Origin of the sequence: Mastigocladopsis repens PCC 10914 (genome assembly GCF_000315565.1) — a bacterium.
Classification (GTDB): Bacteria; Cyanobacteriota; Cyanobacteriia; order Cyanobacteriales; family Nostocaceae; genus Mastigocladopsis; species Mastigocladopsis repens.
On record NZ_JH992901.1, the window covers coordinates 1,417,619 to 1,433,895 of the forward strand.

At 43.9% G+C, this 16,277-nt stretch carries 17 protein-coding genes; 3 read left to right on the top strand and 14 right to left on the bottom strand.

The window, feature by feature from the left end:
- Positions 1-289: 289 nt before the first annotated feature.
- The 6 genes from lptB to typA all read right to left on the bottom strand — a co-directional run bounded on the left by lptB (position 290) and on the right by typA (position 6,136).
- Positions 290-1,018, bottom strand: coding sequence for an LPS export ABC transporter ATP-binding protein (gene lptB, locus MAS10914_RS0108515; RefSeq protein WP_017315501.1), 729 nt, complete (start codon positions 1,016-1,018; stop codon positions 290-292).
- A 21-nt stretch (positions 1,019-1,039) separates the two neighbouring features.
- The gene (locus tag MAS10914_RS0108520; RefSeq protein WP_017315502.1) at positions 1,040-1,555 is read right to left on the bottom strand and encodes an LptA/OstA family protein; all 516 of its coding nucleotides are present in this window, start codon (positions 1,553-1,555) and stop codon (positions 1,040-1,042) included.
- Positions 1,556-1,941: 386 nt separating this feature from the next.
- Positions 1,942-2,343, bottom strand: a complete 402-nt coding sequence (locus MAS10914_RS0108525) for a DUF309 domain-containing protein (protein ID WP_017315503.1) — start codon at positions 2,341-2,343, stop codon at positions 1,942-1,944.
- Complete coding sequence (locus tag MAS10914_RS0108530) at positions 2,340-2,705, bottom strand: ferredoxin thioredoxin reductase catalytic beta subunit (protein WP_017315504.1); 366 nt, start codon at positions 2,703-2,705, stop codon at positions 2,340-2,342. The genes MAS10914_RS0108525 and MAS10914_RS0108530 overlap by 4 nt, the downstream gene beginning before the upstream one ends.
- Before the next feature lie 230 nt (positions 2,706-2,935).
- Complete coding sequence (locus tag MAS10914_RS0108535; protein ID WP_017315505.1) at positions 2,936-4,096, bottom strand: DUF58 domain-containing protein; 1,161 nt, start codon at positions 4,094-4,096, stop codon at positions 2,936-2,938.
- Between the two features lie 249 nt (positions 4,097-4,345).
- Positions 4,346-6,136, bottom strand: a complete 1,791-nt coding sequence (gene typA / locus MAS10914_RS0108540) for a translational GTPase TypA (RefSeq protein ID WP_026082420.1) — start codon at positions 6,134-6,136, stop codon at positions 4,346-4,348.
- Between the two features lie 693 nt (positions 6,137-6,829).
- Here typA and MAS10914_RS35435 point away from each other — a divergent pair.
- Positions 6,830-7,255 (top strand): hypothetical protein, encoded by a 426-nt coding sequence (locus tag MAS10914_RS35435; protein WP_017315507.1) that lies wholly within the window; start codon positions 6,830-6,832, stop codon positions 7,253-7,255.
- Entirely contained in the window at positions 7,252-8,925 is a 1,674-nt protein-coding gene (locus MAS10914_RS0108550; RefSeq protein ID WP_017315508.1) for an MBL fold metallo-hydrolase, read from the top strand. Before MAS10914_RS35435 ends, MAS10914_RS0108550 begins: the two co-directional genes overlap by 4 nt.
- A gap of 126 nt (positions 8,926-9,051) precedes the next feature.
- Here MAS10914_RS0108550 and MAS10914_RS0108555 read toward each other — a convergent pair whose 3' ends face one another.
- From MAS10914_RS0108555 to MAS10914_RS0108560, 3 genes are all read right to left on the bottom strand, one after another.
- Positions 9,052-9,366: a DUF6679 family protein gene (locus MAS10914_RS0108555; protein WP_026082421.1), complete on the bottom strand. Its 315-nt coding sequence runs from the start codon at positions 9,364-9,366 to the stop codon at positions 9,052-9,054.
- The gene (locus MAS10914_RS34900) at positions 9,284-9,535 is read right to left on the bottom strand and encodes a hypothetical protein (RefSeq protein ID WP_017315510.1); all 252 of its coding nucleotides are present in this window, start codon (positions 9,533-9,535) and stop codon (positions 9,284-9,286) included. Before MAS10914_RS34900 ends, MAS10914_RS0108555 begins: the two co-directional genes overlap by 83 nt.
- Before the next feature lie 620 nt (positions 9,536-10,155).
- The gene (locus MAS10914_RS0108560) at positions 10,156-11,328 is read right to left on the bottom strand and encodes a glycosyltransferase (RefSeq protein WP_017315511.1); all 1,173 of its coding nucleotides are present in this window, start codon (positions 11,326-11,328) and stop codon (positions 10,156-10,158) included.
- A 661-nt stretch (positions 11,329-11,989) separates the two neighbouring features.
- Here MAS10914_RS0108560 and MAS10914_RS33485 point away from each other — a divergent pair.
- Positions 11,990-12,867 (top strand): IS630 family transposase gene (locus tag MAS10914_RS33485; RefSeq protein ID WP_198014941.1). Its coding sequence is split into 2 segments (ribosomal slippage): positions 11,990-12,319 and positions 12,322-12,867, totalling 876 coding nucleotides; the frame shifts between segments, so codons are not numbered across the junction.
- A 155-nt stretch (positions 12,868-13,022) separates the two neighbouring features.
- Here the strand turns inward: MAS10914_RS33485 and MAS10914_RS0108575 are convergent.
- The 5 genes from MAS10914_RS0108575 to MAS10914_RS0108595 all read right to left on the bottom strand — a co-directional run bounded on the left by MAS10914_RS0108575 (position 13,023) and on the right by MAS10914_RS0108595 (position 16,264).
- On the bottom strand, positions 13,023-13,826 hold the full coding sequence (locus tag MAS10914_RS0108575; RefSeq protein WP_017315512.1) for a Nif3-like dinuclear metal center hexameric protein: 804 nt from the start codon (positions 13,824-13,826) through the stop codon (positions 13,023-13,025).
- 24 nt (positions 13,827-13,850) lie between these two features.
- Positions 13,851-14,273 (bottom strand): secondary thiamine-phosphate synthase enzyme YjbQ, encoded by a 423-nt coding sequence (locus tag MAS10914_RS0108580; RefSeq protein WP_017315513.1) that lies wholly within the window; start codon positions 14,271-14,273, stop codon positions 13,851-13,853.
- A gap of 3 nt (positions 14,274-14,276) precedes the next feature.
- Positions 14,277-14,552, bottom strand: coding sequence for a hypothetical protein (locus MAS10914_RS0108585; protein ID WP_017315514.1), 276 nt, complete (start codon positions 14,550-14,552; stop codon positions 14,277-14,279).
- Between the two features lie 2 nt (positions 14,553-14,554).
- Entirely contained in the window at positions 14,555-15,046 is a 492-nt protein-coding gene (locus MAS10914_RS0108590) for a hypothetical protein (protein WP_017315515.1), read from the bottom strand.
- A 138-nt stretch (positions 15,047-15,184) separates the two neighbouring features.
- Positions 15,185-16,264, bottom strand: a complete 1,080-nt coding sequence (locus MAS10914_RS0108595) for a hypothetical protein (RefSeq protein ID WP_017315516.1) — start codon at positions 16,262-16,264, stop codon at positions 15,185-15,187.
- Positions 16,265-16,277: the final 13 nt, after the last annotated feature.

The following is a 16,277-nucleotide window of genomic DNA, read 5'->3' on the forward strand; positions in this document are numbered from 1 at the left end:
GCGAATTGAGGGTGTAGAAAGACTTGAATTTAGCCATGAGTCAGGAGTTATGAGTCATTGGTACTAGGTTATTGGTCAATAGTCATGAGTCATTTAGTATGCACTATGGTTCCCAAACTCCATTGCGAGATGTTGATTTTGGATTTAGAGAATATCCCCCCTAGAAGCAGATTCTTTAAATCCAAAATGTAGCAGCTATCAAACTAAATAGTAGACAAATTCAAGAAAAATAACGAAATAGTTATTTAAAAATAAAAAATAAAAATTTTTTTAATTTTAAATTCTAAATTTAGACCTGGAAGTTATCGCCTAAATAGTATTGCCGTACAAGCGGATTGTTGTAGAGTTCGTTGGAAGTGCCAGAAGCAAGAATTTGCCCCTCACGCATAATATATCCGCGATCCGTGATAGCTAGAGTTTCGCGGACATTGTGATCCGTAATTAAAATGCCCATGTCGCGATCGCGCAGTCGCGCTACAATCTGCTGAATTTCTGAGACTGCTATGGGATCAACTCCGGCAAATGGTTCATCTAAAAATAAAAACTTTGGTCCTTCCCTTCCAGCAGCCAAAGCTCTAGCCAATTCCGTCCGGCGACGTTCACCGCCAGAAAGTTGAATTCCTTTGCTATTAGCTAACTTTTCCAAACGAAACTCCCGTAGCAAAGTTTCCACTCGCCTTGCCCATTCCCAACGTGGCACATTGGTTTGCTCTAGCACCAAAAGAAGATTGTCTCTCACACTAAGTTGGCGAAAAATACTTGCTTCCTGCGCCAAATAACCAATACCTAGCCGCGCCCTTCTGTGCATTGGCAGTGGAGTCACATCCATATTGTCTAACCAAACCTTCCCTTTGTCTGGTTTTTCTAGACCTGTGGCAATGTAAAAAGTCGTCGTTTTACCAGCGCCATTGGGACCAAGTAACCCGACGATTTCGCCTTGAGCAACAGAAAGGTTGACGCGATTGACAATGAGTCGCTTGCCGTAAGATTTGTGGATATTTTCTAAGACGATTTTCACTCTCTGGTGCCCTTGACTCAGTTATCGTGACTGGTTAGTTTTCTTTAGAGGTGCTGTTGTAGGAGCAGATCCAGTACCTTGGTTGTCAACTTGATTGTCCTTAATGATGTAGATTGATTCTACCTGACGACCTTGCTTGGGTGTAGCAACAAATCGCCCTTCGTCAATCAGATACGTCACTGTCTCAGCCTTGATACTATTGCTGCCCTGTTGCAAAACATAAACATTGCCACTGAGAATAATCTGACGTTCGCGGGTAAAGTATTGTGCTTGGGCAGCAGTTGCCTGAATACCTCGTCCAGGGTAAGACAGTTCTACGTCACCGCGAACAGTTGCCACTTGTGTTTTAGAGTTATACTCTTGCTGTTTGCCACGGATGTAGAGAGGACGATTTTGCCCAGATGTTTGAGGTGTTTGTGCAGTGGCTCTTTGCAGTTGGGGGGGGAATGTCATTCCGCACACAAGTGCAACTGGTAGCATTAAGGCTAATCCCAAATGACGCTTCTGAAATTGAGGCAATTGATAGTGGGGTATCATAGCAATTTAGAATTTATGATTTATGATTGTTATTCCGATTCTCTCAACTACTTTAACCAGAGATGAAATACACTTTCTGAATTTTTCTTTGGATAGTTACTGGCTATTGACGTTTTCTCCACCTTTAAGGTTTCATCTCAGGATCGGCTTATTACTTACAGTTCCCGTAGAACTTCAGGAGCATATGTTCCCTCTCGGCTAGCCGAGAGGAGTTAGAGATGGAATGCTTGAGTGAAATTAACTCACTCACTCACTATTCAATCTACGCTGCTTAGTCTGTAAACATACTTATTTTGCTGACTGCAAAAACACACAAATTTATACGAACTGCAAGCTAGCTTAAATGTAGAAAATCTTAATAATTCTTCAATATTTTTTCTAATCCTTCAATCTTTTCCATTGTTCACTTGTATAATTCTGGGCAAGGGTAAGGCTTCATCTTGACCCAGGTTAAGGGCGGCAATCTTTTCTGGCTCTGTTTGTTGTAGTGCCGTTAACAATGCCGCACTCTGATTCAATAATTCATCCACATCAATGCCGCCATATTCTGATGGGTAACGTCGCAGGCGATTGCTACCCTCACCTAACAAAATCATTGCACCACGCAAGTTATGGTTACTCAGATGATATAGCGCCACAGCAATTTGCAGAATGCCTTGATAAAAAGTTTTTTCTGGCTCTGTTGCTTCAATCCACAGAGCCTCCAAGGTGTCATGACAGGCATAGAACTGCCCAGCATTAAACTGCTCGACACCTTGCCAAAACTCATCGGGCATTCCTTCGTTCATGCCATGCTATCTCGCACTTGTTTGATTGTGTCTAAAGAGATTTCTTGCTGTTCACCAGCGAAATCATTGTCTGAGGTGAGGAACAGCATACAGTGGCACTCTTTGCGCTCCCGCATCGGTACGCACGGACAGTTCCAAAAAGTCGCTTTGACTTCCGCTTCTTTGTCTTCATAGTGCCGACAGGGACACAAAGGAGCTCCGAGTTCGTCTTTATGCTTGGCAAGTCCTTCAATCACAACTGCGGTCACAGAAGGTTCAGAGCAAAAGTACGTTCCAGTGCGCTTGGCGTATTGTTCGGAAAAATGCCGCATTGCCTCTAGGCTGTGTTCGCTGGATTTTGTGTTAACTTCTGGTGAAATCATGGGATCGGCTACTCATAATTTAAACATTTCTTTGCATTGTACCGCAGCCTATGAGAGCTATAACTGGGGTTTATTCCCCGTATTGCTGGTGATTTTGGATTTTGGATGTTGGATTAGCGAAAACTCAACGGCGACCAGAGTATGCTAAAACAGGCAAAATCTGCATAACCCTACAGAAATGCCATTTCTTTGCACTCATTAGAAATTTGAATGCCAGCAATTTGCATTTATTATGAACTGATTGGTTTTTGCAACTGGGGTTGGAGTGGTTGCTGAGAGTCCAACACAATACCAGGGTAATCTCTATTGACGACAACCTGTTCTTGTGGTAAGCGCGTATTCTGCCACAAAAGCCACCGACTACCGCTAGGCAGGGATGAGAGAGTTAAAGGATTTTGCGTCAGCCAAATTAAGGGGTAACTGGGAGGGTGAATACTGGCGGCATCTTCGCCTGTGGTGGTTGCGGCTAAAGTTTCTAAAACACTGCATTCGCCTTTGACTAAACCTGTCAATGCTGTCCACAGTTGCACCTGCATAGAGTGGCGATGTGCGTAAAAGTACAGCGATGCCGCAGCAATAACAGCTTGTTCAAAAGACTCTTCTTCCCATTTGCCAGCACTATCAATAGCAATAATAATTTCTTGTCCACCCGTCACCATTTCTAACTCCCGCACCCGTAATTCACCATAGCGAGCGCTAGTGCGCCAGTGGATAAGACGAATAGGATCACCTATGCGGTAGGGGCGCAAGGAGCGCGTTAGCCCATAAGTTGCTGTTTGTAAAGGTCTACTATTCGGATCTCCCCTCTTGCTATCTTCCTCGCCTATTTCATCAATAAAGGGACAGGTCGTAAGGGGTAATACTGTGGGATAGACAATTGCTGTTGCAGCAGCATCACGTAGACGGCGACACCAAAACAATCCAAGGGGAGCACCAGTCCCTAGTTCGACTGTGTGCCAGCGATAGACACCTCGGCGTTGAGTAGGGTGGTGGTACACAAGGCGATAATTGCCCTTTGTAGGAATTGTTTCTATTGCCTTCTGTAGAGGTTTCCCCAAAACGAAAGGCAGCATATCCTGGACTTGTAGTAAGGTCACGGGTCTGTTTGTCTGGTTGAGAATTTCTAATTCAACCGTTAAATCGTCTCCTGCTGTGACAGGTTGAATGGGAAGACGCTTGACAACTAAACCCAACAGCGATAGCGGTGGTAAGACTGCTGCTACGCTCAACAAAGCAAAACTGAGACCACTAATCACATATAGCCAGCCTGCCATTGTATTGACGCCAGCCCCAAAAAAACAAATAGCAATTCCTATAAGTACCCATCCACTGTATGCAGGGGCACAAGCGTGGGTTTCGAGCCAATTGGTGATGCACTTGATAATTTTCATCCATCCAAGCTAACCCATCAAAATTTGAAAGTCACAGGAGCCGGGATTTACCCATCTGTGACAGGTTAGATGAAAATGAAACCACAGATGTAGACGCCCGAAGGCTGGCTTTCCGGAGGGTATACAGATACACACAGATAAAAAATTATCTGTGTGTATCTGTGTCCATCTGTGGTTCTTAATACTCAATCCAGACTTTTGCAAGAAGTCTGTGAAAAGACGAGCCATGGCTCGTCTCTACAGGACTAATTACCGTTTCGCCAACTTCTTCGCCAACTTCCGCAGACGAATTGACTGGGGAGTGACTTCCACCAATTCATCTGGTCCAATGTACTCTAAAGCACGCTCTAGGCTCATGTCTATTGGCGCTTGCAGCTGTACCAGTTCATCACCGCCGGATGCACGGTGGTTGGTAAGTTGCTTCGTCTTGCAGACGTTCAGTTCCAAGTCTTGGGGACGATTGTGTTCTCCCACAATCATGCCTCTGTAAACCTTGGTGCCAGGAGTAATAAAGAATGCGCCTCTATCTTCGGCGTTCTTCATGGCGTAGAAGGTGGAAACGCCTTCCTCAAAGGAGATTAAGACGCCTTTGTTACGAGCCTCAATATCACCAGAGAGCGGACGGTAGTCAAGGAAACTGTGGTTCATGATACCCTCACCACGAGTCATCCGCATGAATTCACCCCGGAAACCGATTAATCCCCGGGCGGGAATGACAAACTCTAGCTGGGTGCGTCCGTTACCACCCATTTGCATATCTTGCATTTCGCCTTTGCGTTGTCCCAGTCGTTCAATGCAACTGCCAACAGCATCTTCAGGAATGTCTAGTACCAGGAGTTCGTAAGGTTCGCAAGGATGCCCGTTGACTTCGCGGTAAATCACCTGTGGCTGGGATACCTGAAACTCATAACCTTCGCGGCGCATGGTTTCGATTAAGATGCCCAGGTGCAATTCTCCACGTCCGGAAACCTGGAATTTATCGGGGGAGTCGGTTTCTTCAACGCGTAAGGCGACGTTGGTTTCTAGTTCGCGGAAGAGGCGATCGCGCACTTGGCGTGATGTCACCAACTTGCCTTCTTGACCTGCAAAAGGCGAATCATTCACCCAGAAGGTCATTTGCAATGTCGGTTCATCTACTTTAATCAGTGGCAATGCTTGCGGGTCGTTCGGGTCAGTAATTGTTTCCCCAATGTTGGCATCAGCAAACCCTGCCACAGCTACGATATTGCCGGCGGATGCTTCTGTGATTTCAATCCGCTTTAGCCCTTCAAAGCCCATCAGCTTGCTGATTTTTCCCTTGACAGTTTCGCCGTTTTCTTTCATCAAAGCGGCTTGCTGTCCCATGCGGATGATGCCGTTGTGAATTTTGCCAATGACAATCCGTCCCAGATATTCGGAATAATCCAGGGTTGTCACTTGTAGTTGCAGTGGTTTCTCTGCATCACCCACTGGTGCTGGTACATGGCGCAGGATAGCTTCAAACATCGGCTGCATATCCTTGGCTTCATCTTCCAATTTTTCTTTGGCGTAGCCACTTAAACCGGAAGCAAACAGGTAGGGAAAATCACACTGGTCATCATCTGCCCCTAGTTCTAGAAACAGATCCAATACTTTGTCTGTGGCACCATGAGGATCTGCTTGGGGACGGTCGATTTTGTTGACGACGACGATGGGGCGCAGTCCTTTTTCTAGGGCTTTTTTCAAGACAAAGCGTGTTTGGGGCATGGGACCTTCGTTGGCATCAACAATGAGGATACAACCGTCAACCATGCCGAGTACACGTTCGACTTCGCCCCCGAAGTCAGCGTGTCCGGGAGTATCAACAATATTGATCAGCGTGTCTCCATAGTGAACTGCTGTGTTTTTGGAAAGGATTGTAATTCCCCGTTCTCGTTCAAGAGCGTTGGAGTCCATGACGCAATCCGGAACGTCTTCTCCTTCACGGAAGATGCCGGATTGTTTAAGGAGAGCATCAACAAGGGTTGTTTTGCCGTGGTCAACGTGGGCGATGATGGCGACGTTACGGATAGGGAGCGTCATATGCGCGTTTGGATAGAGGGGACTTTAAAATTTATACTTATTGCTGCAATGCTTTAACAGAATTTGGGAGGTTTTAGAAATTCTGTAAAGAAGCCTTAACAATTCTATATTAACTCTTTATGGTTGAAGTGTTTTTTAGGAAACGAACTGCGAAGACATATAGAGGATGCAGAGACATTCAGTAAATCGCAAAGTTTTCCTCAAGGGCGATCGCTAATCATAAACCCAGTACATTTTAGTCACAAAAGCTACTGACACAATACTGGGAAATCTCTCTTGATCAGTCCTTGTAGATAGTTCCGGAAAGTTAAAATTTTAATTTTATTTAATTTTAAATCTTTAATTGTCCTAATTCTTCTTAATAGCGTAGACAGGTTGGCCAAAAAGTTTTAAGATCCAATTTATAGTCGTATATTTACTTATTGCAGAATTTCTCTAACCATAGTAAAGATTTTCTGAAAATTTCTCTAGGCATCGAAATCACTCTATTAAAATCAGAAAGTCTTTCGTAAAGGGCAACAAACACATGGATGTAAAGCTGATTTTAGCTGCATTAACAATTGTCTTCACTGTTTCGTGCTTGTTCTTTGGCACGAAAAATGGATTTTACGATTCAGATAACTATCATGGCAATGGCTCTGCCCATTGAAGTTACAAAACAAAGGAGTAACCCTTCGGGTTCTCCGGTTGTCTGTGGAGGAGCCAGTGCTGTTGGCGGAAGCCTGCCCTACGGGCATAGACGGGTTTCCCGTCGCAGGCAACTGGCAATGGAAAACCCTTCGGGTTCGCCAGTTGCCTACGGAGGGAAACCCTCCTGCAGCACTGGTCTCACCGCCCCCAGTCCCTAGGTTGAAGAATCCTCATTACCCACTTGTTTACATTGCACAAGTTTGGTGTAGCCATGTTGACCAAGCGAGCATCAGCATTGCAATGGTGTGGGGATGTATAACTAAACTGGCAATAGACACTGTGTGGAAGGAAAAACCATCCACGGACAGTGTCCGAAAAGGACACTTTGCTTTCGTCGGCGATGTCCTTGCGTATGCAAGTGTCCTCCCCTATGGAATTGGCATTGGGCAAAAGTCCATAAAGATGAGGTTGGAGGGGAGGAAAGCATGAGCGATCGCCTGTTGGTGTCCTCTGGAATTGATACGGGGGAGGGGGCGAGTGAATTAGAATGTTTGCCCTTTGGTGTTCACCACGATGATGAAGGTGTTTGTTTGTTGATGCGGATGGGACCACACCGTATTTTGCTTGACTGTGGCTTGGCGGATATTTCACCCTTGGTGAAGGGATTAACAAAATCCGCACGTCGAGGAAATTCGCCCTTACCAGCAGATTTAGTCTTAGTCAGTCATGCCCATCCAGATCATGCCAGAGGGTTGCTAGCGCTGCACAAGGCATATCCGTTGTTACCTATATATGCCAGCGAAGTGACAAGCAAGTTGCTACCTCTCAATTGGCTGGAGCAAGACCGCCAGGAAGTATCGCAATTTTGTCAAGCGCTGCCATTGCGATCGCCAGTAGAATTCAAAGATGGTCTGGTGGCAGAATTATTTCCTGCGGGTCATCTACCTGGGGCTGTGGCAATTTTACTCACTTATACCACCCAAGAGCGCTCTTACAAGGTACTTTATACAGGCGACTTTTTTTTATCAAACTCGCGGTTGGTAGAAGGTTTGCGGTTGGAAGAATTACGGGGAATAGAGTTGGATGTGCTGATTATTGAAGGTAGCTATGGGACTTCCCGTCATCCCCACCGCCGTAGCCAAGAAAATCAACTTGCCGAAAGAATTAACCGCGCGATCGCGGAGCGTTGCTCCGTACTACTCCCCACGCCTAGTTTGGGGCTGGGTCAAGAACTGCTGATGCTTTTACGCAGTCATCACCATTTCACGGGACGAGATTTAGATATTTGGGTTGATGGTAGTGTCGCCATTGGATGCGATGCTTACTTAGAATTGCTAACCAATCTCCCTTCGTCAGTACAAAACTTTGCCCGCCATCAACCCCTATTTTGGGATGAACGGATACGTCCCCGTGTACGTCGAATGATGCCAGAACAGCGCCCTTATCTTGGCAATCCTTGTATTATCCTCACTGACTCCACAGCCGACGTACGACAATACTGCGAACCCGATACTGGTTCTTGGCTCATCCTTCTGCCAGAGAAAACTAATATAAAAATTAACGAAGAATACTCACAACTGACGACGGTCGAAACCTATCTCCTTGCCCAGCATAGTGATGGTCCTGGTACTACCCAGTTGATTCATAATTTGCGACCGCAACACGTCATCTTCGTCCACGGTTCTCCTGCTTACTTGGCAGACCTGACAAGTTTAGAAGAGTTGCAAAACCGATACCATCTCCATTCTCCCGCTGCGGGCACCTTGGTGGAACTGCCTATTGGTGAAACATTTTTACAACCAGCTGCCCCAGAAACAAATTATGAAGGCGAACTCACGGAATTGGGAACTGTAGTCACAATTACTCTACCCGATGCAATTACTGCCGACCCGCGTTGGCGACAGTTTGCCGACACAGGTTTAATTGAAGCCCGTTGGCAAGGAGAAGATTTGATATTGCGGGGACTATCGCAAAGAGAACTACTTAACCAAAGTGGCGATCGCTTTATCTGGTCTGATGTTGACTGCTGCGGTACTTGCCGTTACCAAAGAGGACAGCGCTGTTGGAATCCCGCGTCTCCGTTGTATAACTTCAAGGTGACTCTTGAAGGTTACTGCCCTGCTTTTGAACGTAACAGCGAAAAAAGTGCTGAGTCCTAAGACTTAAGATAGAAGAATGAAGAATGAACAGAGAAAATCTGAAAAGATAGAGCAACGAAGATAGAAGAATGAAGAAAGGGGAGAAAAAAGGATAGTTTTTCTTTACTCTTCATTCTTCACTCTTGATTAGTCTGGATTATTGGAGTCTGGATAGTGATTGCGGATACGTTCAACTTCCGGACACTCTTCAGTTAAAAGAGGTTCTACATTGCCGCGTGGCACTGAAGCTAATTTTTGCGTTACAGCGCCAATGCTTTCAAGGCGAACCATTTCCTCCCAAGAACAAACTTCATCTTCTTCGTCTGTTTCATAACGCAGGGTGACTAAGTCTCCCTCTATATCGATGATGCGAGCGCGTTCAATCCAGCGTTGCTGGTCCCGCAAGAACACGCATACCTCCCGCCCATCGCAACACAATTGATAAATCTTGCGGTGTAGCATCTACTGCTTCTGCCTTTTTAAACCTAGTTAAATCTGTCAATGTCTGAGCTTTGCCCCAAGTATACGATACCTTTTTATGGTTCGTTATCCGAGCCACTTGAAGGTATCTTTTTTGACCCAACTCCAAGTCTTGTTTGTTTTTGTCAGTTTTACGGGCTTTTTGGGTCATCAAGTTCGCGGTTACTGCACCAGTTACACTCTATATTTGTCGGGGTCATTCAAAAAATGTTGACTTCCGAGAAGTCACATAATTCGCTATTTCTCCTGACCAAGTTAAGAGTCTCTGGTAAGCCCTGCCAAACATTATGTAATAAATGATACTCCAAAATAAGCGTCACCTGCGGTTGTTTTAGTAGCCTACTTGTAGTCATTGGCATCGCTGGGAAGTGCGGGGATTCTGCTTTACTTTTACCCCTATGTACTTGATCTTAGCTTATTCTCTTGTATCCTTCATGGTTTTAAATAACAACACCTCAAGGTTCTTATCTTAATTTTTTTGCTTGATTTGACACTTTTGTGAGCCTAAACAACACAGCTGTGAGCAAATACGCTTTTGCTTGTGTCAGCTTCTGGTGTTGCACAGGGGGAATTTTATTGCCAGTTTAGAGGATGCTTCCGGTTTCATTCGACCCGCGTAAACTGCGTCGTATAGGGCTGTGAGGCTGTAAATCATTTGACTGATAGCACTTTGTCGGCAGCACCTGACTAAGAAGACCCTCTGATTCAACGAGAGTGGGAATCATTTATCATCAAAATGATTCCCACTCTCAGCGACTGGTTCTCAGTATCTTAATCCACTAAAGCAAGTTGGGGTTTGTGGTCTGGGCTTTGTGGTACATTGACGATTTCCGTTAACTTTTTGAGATAAGCTTTCCGTTTTAGCATTCCTGGTGTGACATCAAGCCCTACTGTTGCCAAAATTTTTTCCCAGCGATAGACCCAGTCGTGTCGTAGGAGCGAGTTAATAATGTTGTCTTTACGTATTTTTGCTACACGTTCAGGTTGTGCATTCAAATTAGCAATGATATTAGATATATCTGGGCAATCGAAAGGAATCTCAACAACAGCATCCGACCAGTCAAAATTGTCGGTGAAAGCTTCACACTTGGGAGGTATGCCTATCATTATTGTGCCACCAGATGCGCCTTCAAAAAAGCGTGGACCTACTTCATCTTGAGGATTGGATTGACCTATTAAATCAAATTTTGCTTTATTGACTATCATATAACCACTTCTCTTTACAAAATTCGTATAGAGACTCCGATGGTAGCTGTAATCTGTCATGTATAAATCTTTTATAGTATCGTAGATATAAAAGAAATTTTTCTCTGCTGCTAATTTTAGTAAAGCTTGGTGCGTGACTGCTGAACGACGCCCTATATTCAAGACATCAACACAGCGATAAAGGTCACGTGGATAGGGGCAGAAATTGATAGCGTCAACGCCATATGGTAAGTGATTGCAAGGACGTTGGACAATCTCAGCAACTTGATTCATACTAGAACTAAAGTTCATGAAAATATAATCAAAGTTTTTTAAAAGCTGTAGTTGAAATTGCCAACTATCAATATCTTTTGCCCAGATTTCGTCTAGCCAACAAATGGCGTAACGGCACTTGTCCCGCCAACCTTTAATAGAATTGAGCACGAGAATGTCTTGAATTGACTGGCAGAAAAAGAAAAATAAATCATATTCTTTATCTACCTCAAATTTATAGTTAATTAATGATGAGAAAATTTCGCCATTTCTAAGTATCTTTGCTGCCTGGTTTGCGATCTTGTTAGTTACTTTAAAAAAATTAGAATTAAAAATTGGTGTAATTAAATCAACTCTGTCACAACCACAAATGACATCCTCAAACTCATAAGGTGCGGAACGAGAAACATGTAATTTCAAATTACGCATTGATGCCAATAATACCCGAGGTTGCTCAGAAACAATATTGCTTGTTTGTTGTAGCATAAAACTGAATTCCTTTCCTCAAAAAACAATTTTGATGGTTCCAAACATGGAAAATCTCACCCTGGTGAATACTTACTCGCTGGTCTTTACCGTGAACAAGTTGATTTAAAGGCAAAATTCAGTAGGTAGATACAAATGGTTCACTGTTCAAATTCTGCTAATGCAACTTGCCGTGAACTACTGCCTTGTTATTGCAAAATGGTCTATTTCCTACTTCGTGTCCTTCGCCTTTACCCTACCCCTACTCTCTGTTGAAGCCACCCTCCGGACATCTACGAAAAGAGGGGCTACCCTTCCGAAAAGCCGCAGCATGGTACGTATTAGCCTCAGCTTCTGAGTAGGAACTACACGTCTACAAGCGTCTACCTAGTTCAATACATTTTTGTGAAGCAACGGAGTAAAGTTCTAGCAACTAGCTCAAGTGACATTGCAGAATGGAAGTATGAAATAGGATGTCTCTGACTTAAACCCTTGTAGACTTATCAGAGATTAGTTAGGGTTTTACGCAGCCAGAAACATTTACTTTTCTTAGCATCAATCCATTGTTCAGTAACGCTGCCCCAGTTCTCCAAAATGGGTAACACACCTGTATAGTTATAGCTATAGCCAACAAGATTAGGACGTAAACTAAAAGAGTTCCCAGAGCGTCTACCCCATTTCAATGGCTAAAGCTTATAGTGATGATTTCCGGCAAAAAGTTATGCAAGCGATTGAGTTGGACGGTCTCAAGAAGTCTGAAGCCAGCCAAGTGTTCAATATCAGTCGTAATACGATTAACTTGTGGTTGCAGCGCAAAGCCCAAACGGGTGATGTCAAACCCAAACCGAGGAAAGCATCGCAGCAGAGCGGCAAAATCAGCGATTGGGAGAAGTTTCGCACTTTTGTCAAAGAGCATGGGGATAAAACCCAGAGCGAAATGGCACAGCTATGGGATGGGGAAATTAGCCAACGCACGATTTCAAGGGCATTACGAAAGATAGGACATACACGTAAAAAAAAACATACGGGTATAGTCAACGAGATGAAGCTAAACGGGCAGCGTTGTTAGCGCAACTGGATAACCCGAAAGCGTCTCATCTGGTATATGTTGATGAGTCTGGTATGGATGAACGCGACAACTACGGCTACGGATACTCCCTTGTTGGGGAACGCTTCTACGACCTCAAATCGGGTCGACGGCAAGGTCGCATTAATATGATTGCTGGGTATCGAGAGGGGCAATTGATTGCGCCATTTACTGTCGAGGGGGCGTGTAACCGAACCGTGTTTGAGACCTGGCTAGAAACGTGTTTGATTCCGGTGTTGCGTCCGGGTGAGTGGGTGATTGTAGATAATGCAACGTTTCATCATGGTGGTCGGATTGCCCAATTAATTCAAGCTGCAGGGTGTCAGCTAGTCTATCTGCCGCCCTATTCGCCAGATCTTAATCGGATTGAAAAGTGTTGGGCATGGTTAAAAAGTAGGGTTCGCAAGCTGTTACCCAAATCGGATAATTTACGTGATGCAATAGAAACCGTTCTCAAGCAAGCAGCGTCCTAACTAATATGGCTACGGCTATAGCAATTGCTTCTTCAACGCTCAATTGTACAGTAGCTTTTATTAAGGATTGGTTAAAATAAAGGTTTTTTCTTAAAGAGTTCTTAAAAAAGAGATTGAAAATTTTGCCAAATGTAAAACTTGGGCTTTGTACATGGTTATTGAAAAAATGATCGAAAATCTTCATCTTTTTGACTCAACTGTACCCAGTCTAAGTTCAAATACTTAAACTTTTGCACAAGGCGATCGCATGCTGGGCGTTCTGTGGCGTAATGTCCGGCATCAATTAAAATTAAACCACAATCACGGCTTTCCTGAAACTGATGGAATTTACAGTCAGAAGTCAAATAAGCTTGAGCGCCTGTTTTCACAACCGCCGAGATAAAACTCGCTCCCGAACCACCCAAAACGGCAACTCGGGAAATTTCCTGTTCTAAATCTGCCACTGGAGAGGAAATCAGATGAGAAGGAGCAAGTTGGGTTTGAATTGTTGCGAGTAACTCCCCTAAAGTTATGGATGCCTCTAAATTCCCTACACGTCCATATCCTAAGCCTGGTTGTGTGGTTACTACAGGAGAGACTTCCTTAAGTTCTAGAATTTGAGCCAAAACGTCAGCGGTGCCATCTTCCACTTGGTCCAAATTGGTATGAGCACTGTAAATACCGATATTGTAGGTAAAAGCTAACCGTGCCATTTCGCCTATAGCGTCGCCACTGCGTAAAGACTTGGGCGGACTGAAAATCAAAGGATGGTGGGCGAAAATCAGATTAACGCGGATACCAGCATCGCACAAAGCAATGGCTTCTTGCATGACTGCTAAAGTTGGTGTCAAACAAACCAAAACCCGCGCGTCTTCCTGCAATACTCCAGGCTCAATTTGCCAACCACAATTGTCCCAGCTTTCTTGCCAAGCCGGATTTGCCCATTTTTCAAACCAGGTAATGAAATCAGCAATTTTCATTTGTCATTAGTCATTAATCATTTGTCATTTGTCATCCCCAGAGATGTGAATAACCAATTCTCTGCTGTGGCTTCGTTGCCTATGCTCCCAGATATAAATTCCCTGCCAAGTTCCCAGTACTAAGTGACCTCGATTAATGGGGATCAATTCTGAAGTATGGGTTAGAGCTGTGCGGATGTGTGCTGGCATATCATCGGGACCTTCAGCATCATGGATGTACTGGGCTGATTCTGGCACGAGTTTTGCCATAAAGTTGGCTAAATCTTTCAGGACATCGGGATCGGCATTTTCTTGAATGAGCAAACTGGCTGACGTGTGGCGTATAAACAGGACGCACAGTCCTGTCTCAACCCCTGATTCGGCGACTGCGTCTTCAACTTTTTGGGTTATGTTATGTAAAGATTTACCAGTCGTGGAAATCCTCAGTAGCTTTTGGTAGTGAGTCATCTTTCACTCTTCAGGAGTCATTGGTGATTCGTCATCACTCTTTGGTTCAGAGTTTGTAGGCTCTTGAGTGTTAACTGTTGACTCTAAGCTCTCTTCCTCTGCTTCTTCTGGGTGATTTTCTTCGCTTTCTAGCCAAGGAGAGTCGAAGTGAGTCCAAGGAATGATTGGTTTATTAGGTAGGTTGGGGGTTAAGACTGTAATATTTGCTGGATCTGGTTTTGGCAAATGCACACAACTACTACCAGGTTCTGTATCATTAAATTTTTCGGAAGAATTCATATTTATTGCTGCAAATTGGGTATAAAATAGACAGCTACCACATGCAACAAGGCAACCAAGGCTATTCCCCAAGTAACACCAGCAGCATAGAATAACGACTGAGAAATATCGTTTATAGCCTGCTTGTTAGCATTATACGTCTCTACTAGGTTAACTAACATCTGCAACTGATATTCTTCGGGTGGCATTGCTAAATAACCCTCTAGAAATTTTTCATTTTCTGGGTTGGGAGTAATGACGAATTGACGTGGCAGTAAAGCATTTATCAACAGTGTAAAATTTATTAAAAATAAAATAACTTCTGTAATACTAAATAAGCTAAAGACGGAAAGCAGTCTGGCGATGGTGAGAACGCTGAGCAATGCACTGTTTGCCACAAATAGAATATTCGTCTGAGTCAGTAAAATTTGCCGTTCTTCCTTTTGTTTGTCTAAAACTCGACGTATATCTTCGGAGGCTAAGCTCAGAGTCAGGGAAGATAGATTTTGTTCCATGACAAAACTTAGGACGATATAATTTAGTATAAAAATTACTTTTTTTCACAGTACCCTGTTACAGCTTATAGCGGTAAAAAGCTTAACCTACCTAAGGAATAAGTTGCTCTAATTTCTTGCTTTTACAAGTTTGAGTTTTTAGAGATGCAAATAGTTGAGAACAGTATGAGCTATAGTTTCATTTCCATCCTTAGCAATGGGTTGCGACTGCTTTGGTTGATTTGGCGCTTTGTTGAGGAAATCCCAAGTCCCTTGGAAAAACTCAGATGGAGTCAGGATTTGATGCTGATTATAATTGGCAATACCTTCTAATAAAAAAGCCGCTTCCGCAAAGTCTTCACGAGTCATTGAAACAATTGGAACTCCTAAACGTGTAGCTTCCGCAAAAGTACTGAAACCAGGTTTAGAAACAACTCGCCCACAAATGGGCATAAAATCAACAGGGCGGTACTTGTGGTCAGTGACTGGTACTATGTTTGGCAAATCAGGGGCAGATTTATCAAAGGTGATAAATTGCCAATCGAGAAATTGCTTCAGGTTATCGTAGGGAATTTGTTGCAAACCCAAGCCACCAAAGGTGAGTAAGATAGTTTTTTCTTTTGGTGCTGTAATTCCCCATGTGGATCTTACTTCTTCAGGAGTGTAACGAGGAGAACCGCCTGTTAAGCCCACATCTGTCATATTTCTGAATGCTTGCATCGGTTCATGGAACGGAAGACGGAACAGGCAATCGCACTTCGAGTAGCAATGACTAATCCAATCGGCAATGTCTATAAAACTACCGCCCCAATCTCGGTAGATCAAGTCCCAGCCAAAGTTACTCATCATCCAACAAGGTATATCAGCTGCTTTGGCAATTTCACAAGCCAGGAAGGGGACATCTGCCAAGATAAGATTGACGCGATTTTGACGGATAAAGTTGACTTCAGAAGCAATGATAGAATTTTGATTTTTCTTAATATCAAGTAATTTTTCTAAAGTTGCAGCCTTATCCATTGTCAAGCTATCTGCTTGCACCACACCTAAATCCATCGCACGGGGACGCTGGATAAAATCTCCTTCTATGTAGCACTCTAGCAACCATCGTGGTGCTGTAGTCACCATTATGAGCAGGACTTCGGGACATAATTTTTGGATTGTCGCAGCAACGGCTGCGGTACGGGTCGCATGACCAAAGCCGTGATTGGTGATTGCTATATATAAAATTGGTCTATCCATTATGAATTGTTAG